Annotated in this window: 9 protein-coding genes; 7 read left to right on the top strand and 2 right to left on the bottom strand. The window is 67.0% G+C overall.

Features of this window, described 5'->3' with window-relative positions:
* Positions 1–202: 202 nt before the first annotated feature.
* The 3 genes from QX108_RS23505 (at position 203) to QX108_RS23495 (ending at position 6,627) form a co-directional block, all read left to right on the top strand.
* Positions 203–1,261, top strand: coding sequence for an MBL fold metallo-hydrolase (locus QX108_RS23505; protein WP_315783133.1), 1,059 nt, complete (start codon positions 203–205; stop codon positions 1,259–1,261).
* A 195-nt stretch (positions 1,262–1,456) separates the two neighbouring features.
* A complete protein-coding gene (gene hemA / locus QX108_RS23500) occupies positions 1,457–2,686 on the top strand; it encodes a 5-aminolevulinate synthase (protein WP_315722401.1) in 1,230 nt (409 codons plus the stop codon).
* A gap of 431 nt (positions 2,687–3,117) precedes the next feature.
* On the top strand, positions 3,118–6,627 hold the full coding sequence (locus QX108_RS23495; protein ID WP_315783130.1) for a PAS domain-containing hybrid sensor histidine kinase/response regulator: 3,510 nt from the start codon (positions 3,118–3,120) through the stop codon (positions 6,625–6,627).
* Position 6,628: 1 nt separating this feature from the next.
* Here the strand turns inward: QX108_RS23495 and QX108_RS23490 are convergent, their stop codons facing one another.
* Positions 6,629–7,459, bottom strand: coding sequence for an AraC family transcriptional regulator (locus QX108_RS23490; RefSeq protein WP_315783128.1), 831 nt, complete (start codon positions 7,457–7,459; stop codon positions 6,629–6,631).
* 103 nt (positions 7,460–7,562) lie between these two features.
* Here QX108_RS23490 and QX108_RS23485 point away from each other — a divergent pair, with 103 nt between their 5' ends.
* On the top strand, positions 7,563–8,111 hold the full coding sequence (locus QX108_RS23485; protein WP_315783126.1) for a peroxidase-related enzyme: 549 nt from the start codon (positions 7,563–7,565) through the stop codon (positions 8,109–8,111).
* Positions 8,112–8,176: 65 nt separating this feature from the next.
* On the opposite strand, the gene QX108_RS23480 is transcribed toward QX108_RS23485, so the two are convergent.
* A complete protein-coding gene (locus tag QX108_RS23480) occupies positions 8,177–9,088 on the bottom strand; it encodes a LysR family transcriptional regulator (RefSeq protein ID WP_315783124.1) in 912 nt (303 codons plus the stop codon).
* Between the two features lie 101 nt (positions 9,089–9,189).
* On the opposite strand from QX108_RS23480, the gene QX108_RS23475 reads away from it, so the two are divergent.
* From QX108_RS23475 to QX108_RS23465, 3 genes are all read left to right on the top strand, one after another.
* On the top strand, positions 9,190–10,146 hold the full coding sequence (locus QX108_RS23475) for an alpha/beta hydrolase (protein WP_315783123.1): 957 nt from the start codon (positions 9,190–9,192) through the stop codon (positions 10,144–10,146).
* A gap of 38 nt (positions 10,147–10,184) precedes the next feature.
* Positions 10,185–10,985, top strand: a complete 801-nt coding sequence (locus QX108_RS23470; protein ID WP_315783121.1) for an alpha/beta hydrolase — start codon at positions 10,185–10,187, stop codon at positions 10,983–10,985.
* Between the two features lie 227 nt (positions 10,986–11,212).
* On the top strand, positions 11,213–12,385 hold the full coding sequence (locus tag QX108_RS23465) for a hypothetical protein (protein ID WP_315783119.1): 1,173 nt from the start codon (positions 11,213–11,215) through the stop codon (positions 12,383–12,385).
* Positions 12,386–12,390 lie beyond the last annotated feature (5 nt).

Raw genomic sequence — 12,390 nt, 5'->3', positions numbered from 1 at the left:
TCGCCTCTCGCCATCAGCATGCTGCTGATGGTCAGTGTGCAGCTCCGGTTTCGGAGCCGCCCCTCATGGTGAGGAGCGCCGTCAGGCGCGTCTCGAACCATGAGGCCCCGGCCTGCCGCGCCCCGGAATGACAGGCAGCCATGCCGTTTCCGGATTGTTTTTCGGCTGGCGCTCGCCCGCGGCGGCCGTTAATCGATGAGGCATGACCAAGACCGACACCGCTTATTCCTCCGCCGAAGCCCTGCGCTACCCCTGGGAGCAGCATCCCGGTGAGGACCAGGTCGTGGAGGTCGCGCCCGGCGTGCTGTGGCTGCGGCTGAAGCTGCCGTTCCGCCTCAACCACGTGAACATCTATTTGCTGGCCGACGGCGACGGCTGGGTCGCGGTGGACTCCGGCTTCGGCAACGAGGAGTCGATCGCCGCCTGGACGCGGCTGCTCGACGGCCCGCTGAAGCATGTGAAGATCAGCCGGCTGATCGTGACGCATTCGCATCCCGACCATGTCGGCCTCGCCGGCTGGATCGTCGAGCGCTTTGACTGTCCGCTGGTGATGTCGCAGGTCGAGTACCTGCAATCGGTCTATCACCAGAACCGCGGCACCGAGGAGCGCCGCAACGCGCAGCGGCTGTTCTTTCGCCGCCACGGCATGGACGAGACCCTGACCGACAAGCTGCTCGGCCGCGGCCAGGAATATCTGCAGCGCGTCTCGGTGCTGCCGGCGTCCTACCGCCGCATCTCCCACGGCGACGAGATCCAGATCGGCAGCCGCCGCTTCAAGGTGATCACCGGCGGCGGACATGCGCTCGACCAGGTGATGCTGTATTGCGCCGCCGACAAACTGTTCCTGTCGGCCGACCAGGTGCTGAGCAAGATCTCGCCCAATGTCAGCGTCTGGGCGGTCGAGCCGGACCAGAACTCGCTCGGCGAATATCTGGCGTCGCTGGCGAGCCTCACCACCACCCTGCCCTATGACGTGCTGGTGCTGCCCGGTCATGGCGTGCCGTTCTACGGCCTGAAGACCCGCATCAAGCAGCTCGCCGATCATCACGAGGAGCGCTGCCGGATGATCGCGGACGCCTGCCGTGACGAGACCAGGACCTCGGCCCAGCTCGTGCCGGTGGTGTTCCACAAGCACGTGCTCGACCCGCACCAGATGGGCTTTGCCGCCGGCGAGCTGATCGCCCACGTCAACTACATGCTGGTCGAGGGCCGCCTGACCAGCCAGACCATCGACGGCGTGCTGCACTATCGCACCACCTGAGGCTGCCGCAGGTCTGCCGCAAGACGAGCGCGGTTCGGCCGTCATCGGCGCTGCCTTGGACAAATCGCCCAAGTCCTGCCGCGGGATTCCGGCTCGACAGCCGCTCTGGAAACGCTCTAAGAAGACCTTGAGCCCCCGCCGCTTAGAGGGTCCGTTCCAGGCGCTGCGCTGCAGCGCAGCACGTCAGGTTTCGTGATGGACTACAGCCAGTACTTCAGTGCCGCCCTCGGTCGTCTGCATGATGAGCGTCGCTACCGGGTTTTCGCCGATCTCGAACGTATCGCCGGCCGGTTCCCGCACGCGACCTGGCACTCGCCGAGCGGCCCGCGCAATGTCGTGATCTGGTGCTCGAACGATTATCTCGGCATGGGTCAGCACCCCAAGGTGGTCGGTGCGATGGTCGAGACGGCCACTCGCGTCGGCACCGGCGCCGGCGGCACCCGCAACATCGCCGGGACCCATCATCCGCTGGTGCAACTGGAAGCCGAGCTCGCCGACCTCCACGGCAAGGAAGCCGCGCTGCTGTTCACCTCCGGCTACGTGTCGAACCAGACCGGCATCGCCACGCTCGCCAAGCTGATCCCGGACTGCCTGATCCTGTCGGACGCGCTCAACCACAATTCGATGATCGAGGGCGTGCGCCAGTCCGGCTGCGAGCGCCAGATCTGGCGCCACAACGACCTCGCCCATCTCGAGCAGCTGCTGATCGCCGCCGGTCCCAGCAGGCCGAAGCTGATCGCCTGCGAGAGCCTGTATTCGATGGACGGCGACGTCGCGCCGCTCGCCGCGATCTGCGATCTGGCCGAGCGCTACAATGCGATGACCTATGTCGACGAGGTCCATGCCGTCGGCATGTACGGCCCGCGCGGCGGCGGCATCGCCGAGCGCGACGGCGTCATGCACCGCATCGACATTCTCGAAGGCACGCTGGCCAAGGCGTTCGGCTGCCTCGGCGGCTACATTGCCGCCAAGGGCGAGATCATCGACGCGGTGCGCTCCTACGCACCGGGCTTCATCTTCACGACCGCGCTGCCGCCGCCGATCTGCTCGGCCGCGACCGCCGCGATCAAGCATCTGAAATCGTCGAGCTGGGAGCGCGAGCGCCACCAGGACCGCGCCGCGCGCGTCAAGGCGATCCTCAACGCCGCCGGGCTCCCGGTGATGGACAACGACACCCACATCGTGCCGCTGTTCGTCGGCGATCCCGAGAAGTGCAAGCAGGCCTCCGACCTGCTGCTGGAAGAGCACGGCATCTACATCCAGCCGATCAACTACCCGACCGTCGCCAAGGGCACCGAGCGCCTGCGCATCACGCCCTCGCCCTATCACGACGACGGCCTGATCGATCGCCTGGCAGAGGCCCTACTGCAGGTGTGGGAGCGGCTGGGATTGGCGCTGCACAAGAAGCCGCTGGCGGCGGAGTAGGCCTCCCTCCGTCATTCCGGGGCGTGCGAAGCGCGAGCCCGGACTCCATCGGGCTACGGATCATGAGGCAAAATGGATTCCGGGCTCGCCCTGCGGGCGCCCCGGAATGACCGCGGAGAATGCGGTGACACGTTTGCCCTGCTCACCGCCCAGCTGATGGAGCAACCCCCTCTCCCCGTCGTTCCGGGGCGTGCGCAGCACGAGCCCGGAATCCATCGGGCCACGGTGCATGAGGCAAAATGGATTCCGGGCTCGCCCTGCGGGCGCCCCGGGCGGAGAATGCCGAGCCGACTTGCCACGCTAACGATGAACCAAGGTCGGCACTCCCCCGGGCAAGATCGCTGTCGCCTCGCCTCCGGCAAAGGGCTAGATTTCCTGGACAACGGGATCAGCCCGGAGCCTTCGGGGAAGACGTCGGAGACGCGTAGGAGATGCTGCACGACTGGGGCGTGATCCTGGCCGCGTTCGGCTATATCGGGTTCCTGTTCCTGGTCGCGAGCCGCGGCAACCGGGCGGGTGGTCGGCGGCCGTCGCGGCTGGCCGGGCTGATCTACCCGCTGTCGCTGGCGATCTACTGCACCTCCTGGACGTTCTTCGGCTCGGTCGGCTTCGCCTCGCGCACCAGCGTCGACTTCCTCGCGATCTATCTCGGCCCGATCCTGATGGTCGGCGCCTGCACGCCGCTGCTGCGACGCGTGATCCAGCTCGCCAAGACGCAGAACATCACCTCGGTGGCCGACCTGATCGGCGCGCGCTACGGCAAGAGCCAGGCGGTGGCCGCCACCGTGGCGCTGATCGCGATCATCGGCTCGGTGCCCTACATCGCCTTGCAGCTCAAGGCCGTCGCCTCGTCGCTGCAGACCATCCTGATCGACGACCGCGCCTTCGCCCACATCCCGATCGTCGGCGACATGGCGCTGATGGTCACGCTCGCGATGGCCATGTTCGCGGTGCTGTTCGGCACACGGCAGACCGACGCCACCGAGCACCAGCACGGCCTGATGCTGGCGGTCGCGACCGAGTCGATCATCAAGCTGGTCGCCTTCATCGCGGCCGGCGCCTTCGTCACCTTCGTGATGTTCTCGCCGGTCGAGCTGATCGAGCGGGCGATGAAATCGCCGGAGGCCGAGCGCGCGCTCGAATACGTCCCGGGCATTGGCAATTTCCTCACGATGACGCTGCTGTCGTTCTGCGCCGCGATGCTGCTGCCGCGACAGTTCCATGTCAGCGTGGTGGAGAATGCCAACGACGCCGAAGTCTCGCGCGCGCGCTGGCTGTTCCCGCTCTATCTCGTCGCAATCAATCTGTTCGTCATCCCGATCGCGCTGGCCGGCCTCGTCACCTTCCCGTTCGGCGCCGTCGACAGCGACATGTACGTGCTGGCGCTGCCGATCGAGGCCAACTCGCAATGGCTGTCGATCCTCGTCTTCGTCGGCGGCCTGTCGGCGGCGACCGCGATGGTGATCGTCGAATGCGTCGCGCTGTCGATCATGGTCTGCAACGACATCGTCGTGCCCCTGGTGCTGCAGCGCCAGCAGGAGCAGCGCGAGATCGGCCGCGACTTCGCCGGCTTCCTGCTCGGCACCCGCCGCATCGCGATCTTCGCCATCATGGTGATGGCCTATTTCTATTACCGCGCGCTCGGCACCACGCAGCTCGCCGCGATCGGCCTGCTGTCGTTCGCCGCGATCGCGCAGCTCGCGCCGAGCTTCTTCGGCGGCCTGTTCTGGCGCCGTGCCACCGCGCGCGGCGCGATGGGCGGCATGCTGGTCGGATTCGCGGTCTGGCTGTACACGCTGTTCATCCCGAGCTTCCTCGACACCTCCACGTCAGGCATCCTGTTCCTGCAGCACGGCCCGTTCGGACTGGAGGCCCTGCGGCCGCAGGCGCTGCTCGGCACCGACCTGCCGCCGCTGCTGCATGGCGTGCTATGGAGCCTGTCGCTCAATCTGTTGACCTACATCGTGCTGTCGCTGGCGCGGCAGCCGTCGTCGATCGAGCTGTTGCAGGCCGATCTGTTCGTGCCGGCCGAGCTGACGCCGAGCGCGCCCAGCTTCCGGCGCTGGCGCTCCACCGTGACCGTGCAGGACATCCAGAGCACCGTCGGACAATATCTGGGCCCGGATCGCGCCCGCGCCTCGTTCGAGGCCTTCGCCGCCCAGCGCAACCTCCCGCTCGACGCTGCCGCGCCTGCCGACTTCGAGCTCTTGCGCCATGCCGAGCATCTGATCGCCTCCTCGATCGGCGCGGCGTCGTCACGCCTCGTAATGTCGCTGCTGCTGCGCAAGCGCACGGTCTCCGCAAAGGCCGCGCTCAAGCTGCTCGACGATTCCCACGCCGCGCTGCATTTCAACCGTGAGATCCTGCAGACCGCGCTGAACCATGTGCGCCAGGGCATTGCGGTGTTCGACGCCGATCTGCAGCTGATCTGCTCCAACGGCCAGTTCGTCGACCTGCTCGGACTGCCGCCGGACCTGGTGCAGATCGGCAGCCCCTTGAAGGAGATCCTCGAATTCATGGGCACGATCGGTGCGCCCACCTATGAGGACAGCGAGGCGCTGCTGGCGCGCCGGCTCGCCGCCTACACCACCGAGGGCGAGCCCTATCTCGAACGCCTTGCCGACCGCCACATGGTGATCGAGGTCCGCAGCAACCGCATGCCCGATGGCGGCCTCGTCATTACCTTCACCGACGTCACGCCGTCCTTCGAGGCCGCAGAGGCGCTGGAACGCGCCAACGCCACCTTGGAGAAGCGCGTGCGCGACCGCACCGAGGAGCTGACCCGGCTGAACTCCGAGCTCGCGGTCGCCAAGAGCGCCGCCGAGGATGCCAACATCTCCAAGACCCGCTTCCTCGCCGCCGCCAGCCACGACATCCTGCAGCCGCTGAACGCGGCGCGGCTCTATGTGACGAGTCTCGTCGAGCGGCAGACGCCGGGCGAGGACTCGCGTCTGGTCGAGAACATCGACGATTCATTGGAAGCGATCGAGGAAATTCTCGGCGCGCTGCTCGACATCTCCCGGCTCGATGCCGGCGCGATGACCCCGTCGGTGTCGAGCTTCAAGATGGCCGACCTGATGCGCTCGCTGGAGATCGAGTTCGCACCGGCTGCGCGCGCCAAGGGCCTCGAGCTGATCTTCGTGCCGTGCTCACTCCCGGTCGAATCCGATCGCCTGCTGCTGCGCCGCCTGCTGCAGAACTTCATCTCCAACGCCATCAAGTACACGCCGCAGGGCCGCGTGCTGGTCGGCTGCCGCCGCCACGGCACGTCGCTGCAGATCGGCGTCTACGACACCGGCGTCGGCATCCCCCCGGTCAAGCGCGGCGAGATCTTCAAGGAATTCCACCGCCTCGAACAGGGCGCGCGCATCGCCCGCGGCCTCGGCCTCGGCCTTTCCATCGTCGAGCGCATCGCCCGCGTGCTCAATCACGGCATTGCGCTGGACTCGCAGCCCGGCCGCGGCTCGGTGTTCTCGGTCACCGTGCCGATCGCCAAGGCGATCAACCACACCGCCGCCGTCACCAGCGCCACGCCGTTGGCGACGACGCCGATCTCCGGCGCCCTCATCGTGTGCATCGAGAACGACCCCGCGATCCTCGACGGCATGCGCACCTTGCTCACCGCGTGGGGCGCGGAGGTGATCGCCGTGCCGGATCCGGAGTCCGCAGTCGAGGCCATCGAAGCCCGCAACGGCGCCGTCACCGGTCTGCTGGTCGACTACCACCTCGACCGCGGCAACGGCATTGCCGCCATCCGCGACATCCGCCGCCGCTTCAACGAGGCGCTGCCCGCGATCCTGATCACCGCCGACCGCAGCCCCCACGTCCGCGCCGCCGCCCGCGACGACAACATCGCCGTGCTGAACAAGCCGCTGAAGCCGGCCTCCTTGCGGGCGCTGCTCGGGCAGTGGCGCATTCAGCAGATGGTCGCGGCGGAGTAGATCAGGAGTCGCGCTCGCCGACGCCGAGCTTGCCTGCGAGCTCCCGAGGAGGACGTCCCGATACCCGGCTGAACACGCGCGAGAACGCGGCGGCGCTGTCGTAGCCGACTTGAGCCGCGACGCTCTTCACGGGCTTGCCCTTGGCGAGCAGCTGGCGCGCCAGCGTCATGCGCCAGGCCGTCAGATAGTCGATCGGCGTGCGGCCGATGCGCGTCCGGAACAGGTCGGCGAAGCGCGTGCGCGACATGCCGGCGAGGTCGGCCAGATCGTCCAGGGTCCACGGCCTGGCGGGCGACTCATGGATCGCGGTCAGCGCCTTGGCCAAGCGCGGATCGGCGAGCCCGGCGAGCACGCCGCTCTCGACCGCACCGCTGGCGACGACGTCACGGACGATCAGGATCAGCAGGTAATCGAACAGCCGGTCCAGCGCAGCCTGTCGTCCCCCACCGTCGGCGAAGCCCTCGGCCACCAGGAGATCGCAGACCGGCGCGAGCGTCGGATGGCCGGCAATCGGCATCACCACCAGCTCCGGCAATCCCTCTCCGATCGGATTGCCCTCAGCACCGCCAAGCTCGACGGTCGCGCAGACGAGATCGGCGCCACGCACGGGATCGACCCGGAAGCGGTGCGTCCGGCCACGCGGAAAGAACAGCAAGGTCGGCTCGCGCAGCTCCAGATCATCCGCGTCCGGCTGGGTCAGCGTCAGCACGCCGCCCTTGAACAGGTGCAGATGGCCGTCCGTCCCGAACTCGATCGAGTTGCAGAGGTTTCCGGAGAAGAAGGTCCGGGCCCGCGGGGTGACATGGGCAAACAGCGCGGCGAATGGGTCCATGGGACGTTCTCGGGACGATCGGCAATGTTTCTGGCACCTGATGTCACCCATAGTCCGGCATAGAGAGGGCGTGCAAGCCCACTCCTCAACAAGGATCCTCTCCATGCCCCGTATTGCTGTCGTCGACACCGCCCGCGCCGAGGCAGGCGTTCTCGCCACCCTGTCCGCCGTCAAGGCCAAGATCGGCATGACGCCGAACCTGTTCTCGACCTTCGCTCAGTCACCGGCGGTGCTGAACGGCTATGTCGCCTTCTCGGATGCGCTCGCCAAGGGCGCGCTCTCGGCCAAGCAGCGTGAGATCATCGCGCTCGCCGTCGCCCAGGCCAACGGCTGCGAGTATTGCCTCGCGGCGCACTCGCTGATGGGCAAGGGCGCGGGCCTCGCCCCGGACGCTCTGCGCAAGGCGCGCGCGGGCACGGCTGACGACGCCACCGACGCCGCCGTCGCCCGCTTCGCGCGGCGCGTGCTGGACACGCGGGGACAGGTCGCGGACGCCGATCTCGCGGCAGCGCGCGCAGCCGGTCTCGACGATGGCCGCCTGCTCGAGATCATCGCCAACGTCGCGATCAACGTGCTCACCAACTACACCAACAACGCGGCACAGACCGTCGTCGACTTCCCCAAGGTCGATGTCGCGTTGCAGCCGGTCTGACAACCAGGACACGCAGGCCGTCCGCCGGGACCTCTCTCGATCCCCGCGGGCGGCATGTCCTGCGCCTACGCGTCTCTCTTCGCGCCCATCCGCTCCACCAGATAGTCCACGAACACGCGCACGCGCGCCGGCGTGTTGGACCCGCCGACGAACACCGCGTGGAAGACCTCCCGATCGCCGGGATTGAACGCTTCGAGCAGCCGCACAAGGCGGCCCTCGGCGATCGCGTTGCCCAGGCTGAAATCGCCGACGCGGGCGATGCCGACGCCATCGCGCGCGAGCTCGGTCAGCGTATCGCCGCTGTTGGCTTCGATGGCGCCGCGCAGCTTCAGCGCGTAGTCGACGCCGTCACGCCGAAACGGCCACACCGGCTCGGCGCGGCGGAAGCTGAAATTCAGGCAGTTGTGGTTGTGCAGGTCCTCGGGCGTCTGCGGCACACCCCAGCGCGCGAGATAATCCGGAGAAGCCACGATGCTGCGGCCGTTGTCGCTGAGCCGGCGCGCGGTGAGCGCGCTGTCAGCCATCGGACCACCGCGGATCGCTACGTCCGCCTGCCCCGCCGCGATGTCGACGAGACCGTCGCCGAGATGGATGTCGACCAGAATGTTGGGATAGCGCCGCACGAACTCGCCGAGCAGCGGCACGATGCAGATGCGGCCATGCGACAGCGCGGCGCTGACGCGGATGCGCCCGCGTGGCGCGCCCTGGTCGGCGATCGCCTGCTCGGCCTCGTCGAGATCGGCGAGGATGCGGCGGGCGGCGGCGAGATAGGCTTGCCCCTCGGCCGTCAAAGTCAGCGCGCGCGTCGACCGCAACAACAGCCGCGCGCCGAGCCTGATCTCGATGCGGTCGAGCGTGCGGCTCACCGCCGACGGCGTCAGCCCGAGACCGCGCCCTGCGGCGGAGAAGCTGCCGCTGTCGGCGACGGCGCAGAACACTTCGAGGTCCCGGGCGCGGTCCGCGCTGGCCAGCGTCATCTTTGCGTCCAGATCAAAAATCCTTGGCGTGACTACCCTCTAATACCGCGTTCGTCCCTCGTCTAGCTTTGCGTGCATCGACCAACCCAGAGGAGACCGCCATGACCCTGCCCCGCCTGCTGCAGCGAACCACCCTTGCCGCCACCGCGTTCACCGCCCTCGCCGGTATCGCGCTCGCCGACGCGACCGACGCGCCCGGCCAATTCCCGGCGACCTTCCGCACCCAGGAGATCCCGACCAACGGCACCACGATCCACGTCCGCGTCGGCGGCACCGGGCCGGCGGTGGTGCTGCTGCACGGCTATGGCGACACCGGCGACATGTGGGTGCCGCTCGCCGCCAAGCTCGTCACCAACCACACCGTGATCGTGCCCGATCTGCGCGGGCTCGGTCTGTCCGCCCGCGCCGACAAGGGGTTCGAGAAGGCCAACCAGGCCGAGGACATCGCCGGCGTGATGGACGCGCTGGGCGCCCGCACCGCCGAGGTCGTGGCGCACGACATCGGCAACATGGTCGCCTACGCGCTGGCCGCGCGGCACTCCGACCGGGTGACAAAGCTGGTGCTGATGGATGCGCCGGTGCCGGGCATCGGCCCGTGGGAAGAGATCCTGAAGAACCCGCTGCTGTGGCACTTCCGCTTCGGCGGCCCGGACATGGAACGCCTGGTGGAAGGCCGCGAGCGCATTTATCTCGACCGCTTCTGGAACGAGTTCTCGGCCAAGCCTGCAAATTTCCCGGAGGCCGCGCGGGTCCACTACGCGCAGCTCTATGCCGGCCCGGGCCGGATGCATGCGGGCTTCAGCCAGTTCGCCGCCTTCGACCAGGACGCGATCGACAACCGCGCCTGGCTCGCCGCGCACGGCAAGCTGACGATGCCGGTGCTGGCGATCGGCGGCGGCGCGTCGTTCGGCGCGACCATGGCTGCGGTGACACGGGCCGGCGCCGACAACGTGCAGGAGCAGGTCATCGACGGCTCCGGCCACTGGCTGATGGAAGAACAGCCGGCAGCAACGGTCGCCGCGATCGACGCCTTCCTCAACGCGCCGTCGTCGCGCTGATCCCGACGCATCGACCCAACGCAGCAGAAGCGCCGATCATGTCAACCCACTCACGCGATGATGCGATCGGCGAAGCCAACGCATCGCGAAAGCCTGCCATCATCTTCATCCACGGCCTGTGGCTGAAGCCCAGCTCCTGGGACCGCTGGATCGAGATGTTCGACGCCGCAGGCTACGCCGCGCTGGCACCCGGCTGGCCGGCGAAGATGGGCGGCGCGGCCGCCCCCGAGACCATCGGCGAAGTGGCGGCGCACTTCGCCGGCATCGCGGCGGCGCTCGACAAGCGCCCGGCGCTGGTCGGCCATTCCTTCGGCGGCCTCATCGCGCAAATCCTCGCCGGCCGCGGTCTGTCGGCCGCGACGGTCGCCATCGATCCCGCGCCGTTCCGCGTCGTGCTGCCAGTGCCCGACTCCGCCTGGCCGGTGCTGCACAACCCTGCCAACGCCAACCGTAACGTCAGCCCCACCCCCGAGGAATTCCGCTACCCTTTCGCGAATGCGGTGCCCGAGACCGAGTGCGACGCGGTCTACGCATCCTCTCAAGCTTCCGCCCCCGGCCTGCCGGTCTTCCAGGCCGCAGCTGCCAATCCCAATCCCTGGACCGAGGCCCAATTCGATACGGAGACTGCGGAACGCGGCCCGCTGCTGATCATTTCCGGCGAGCACGACCACACCATGCCGCCATCCGCCACCCGCGCCGCTTTCGAGCGGCAACAGCACAATCCACACGCCGCCACCGAATTCGCACGGGTGTCGCTGCGCGGGCATCCGATGACGACCGGCCACGGCTGGCGCGAGGTGGCGGAGACGGCGTTGAGGTTTGTCCGACGGTTTATTTAGCGTTCTGCTCAATAGGCAATTTCGGCCGGACCTGGTCGACGACTCCGATCTCGACAGCGCTGGACGAGGAGTTGGCTCGAAGAACGCCGGGGAGTGAAAGGGTTGCAGCGAAGTCGGCGACCCAGACGCGGACCGTCGCAGTTGACACAGCCGATGGTTGAACTTTACCAGAGAAAACTGGAGACTTACGATCCTTCATTTCACATTTTCCAATTGGACTTGATTTGGTGGGACGATTTTTTTTCGTTTTGATTGCGCTGACGGGAACGCTCCTCAGCGCGGAGTCGCGGCCTATCGCGACGATCGGCCTAACTGGAACTCTGCCGCTTGCGTGCGACCGGACTGTTGTTGCGTTCGGCGGCGACATACGAATTGCACTTCCGGCGGCAACCGATCTCGAGGATGGCTGCGATATCGTTCTCGTCAACGAAGAGTCCGAGGCCGGCAAGCTCCTGATCGGCTTCCCTCGAGACATCAACCCGCGGCTCTATCCCAACCAGTCGGTCGGAATAACAAGCTACAAAGGTCGTTGGATTTCCACATACAAGCCCGGGCGATACAAAGTTCCGGATGGAAGCTTGAGGATCCTTGTTGATAATGCCGGCGATGACGGCAATGACGGCATCAGCAGGCCGGTCAAACATCTCGCCACCGCGGTCCAGTTGATCCAGCAGGACCTCGACACGCGCCAATCGCTCGTGACGATCGCGCCGACCATCGGCCAGACTTTCACGGACGACGCAGTTGCCATTGGCGGGCAACCCCTCGGCGGCAATCTGATCGCACTGTCTCCCAACGGAAACGGCACGATAAAGCTGGTGCACGCGGCGACGTGCATCACGGCAGGCGACAATGGTGAGCTGTTCCTATGGGCGGACCAATTCGGGCCGCAGGGGCGGATCGAGCTGCATTGCAATAGGGACAACAATCCGAACACACCGCAGATGCTCTCGCACAACAATGGCGTTCTCGATGGTTCGGGAAGGATCGTCTTTTACGGAGCCGGCGACAAGGACGTTGCCGTCTCATTTGACGGTCCGACGGCGGGCTCATCGTTCAATGGAGGAATCCAAGTCGCCGGCCGGTTCGACATCGTCTGGCGCATGGAGCAAGGCGGAGGACGGTTCACGCTAGGCTGCAACTCCGAAGGGTGCGCCAGCATCGAGCCGATAGCGGATGAATCGGGCGAGATGCCGAGCATCAACCGCTTGTTCATGATCATCGGGAGCGAACAGCTACGTCTCGGGAACTGTCCCAGAAGGGATGGCTACCGCAAGCTGGGGCCCTCGCTTGTCGGAGGCCACGGCCTGCTGGTGAAGTTCGGCTGCTTCATCCCGGGCACGCCCGACGGCGTGCCTCTGATGACGCAGAATGGAAAAGTGTACGACTCGGCTTACTGACGGCC

It is taken from the genome of Bradyrhizobium sp. SZCCHNR1002, assembly GCF_032381435.1.
GTDB classification, from domain to species: Bacteria; Pseudomonadota; Alphaproteobacteria; order Rhizobiales; family Xanthobacteraceae; genus Bradyrhizobium; species Bradyrhizobium aeschynomenes.
The sequence above is the reverse complement of the archived record's forward strand: the minus strand, read 5'-3'. Positions and strand labels throughout refer to the sequence as shown.

Bases quoted from the DNA above. Each gene is read 5' to 3' on its own strand.
- QX108_RS23505 (WP_315783133.1), top strand. From the start codon at position 203: ATGACCAAGACCGACACCGCTTATTCCTCCGCCGAAGCCCTGCGCTAC.
- hemA (WP_315722401.1), top strand. From the start codon at position 1,457: ATGGACTACAGCCAGTACTTCAGTGCCGCCCTCGGTCGTCTGCATGAT.
- QX108_RS23495 (WP_315783130.1), top strand. From the start codon at position 3,118: ATGCTGCACGACTGGGGCGTGATCCTGGCCGCGTTCGGCTATATCGGG.
- QX108_RS23490 (WP_315783128.1), bottom strand. From the start codon at position 7,459: ATGGACCCATTCGCCGCGCTGTTTGCCCATGTCACCCCGCGGGCCCGG.
- QX108_RS23485 (WP_315783126.1), top strand. From the start codon at position 7,563: ATGCCCCGTATTGCTGTCGTCGACACCGCCCGCGCCGAGGCAGGCGTT.
- QX108_RS23480 (WP_315783124.1), bottom strand. From the start codon at position 9,088: ATGACGCTGGCCAGCGCGGACCGCGCCCGGGACCTCGAAGTGTTCTGC.
- QX108_RS23475 (WP_315783123.1), top strand. From the start codon at position 9,190: ATGACCCTGCCCCGCCTGCTGCAGCGAACCACCCTTGCCGCCACCGCG.
- QX108_RS23470 (WP_315783121.1), top strand. From the start codon at position 10,185: ATGTCAACCCACTCACGCGATGATGCGATCGGCGAAGCCAACGCATCG.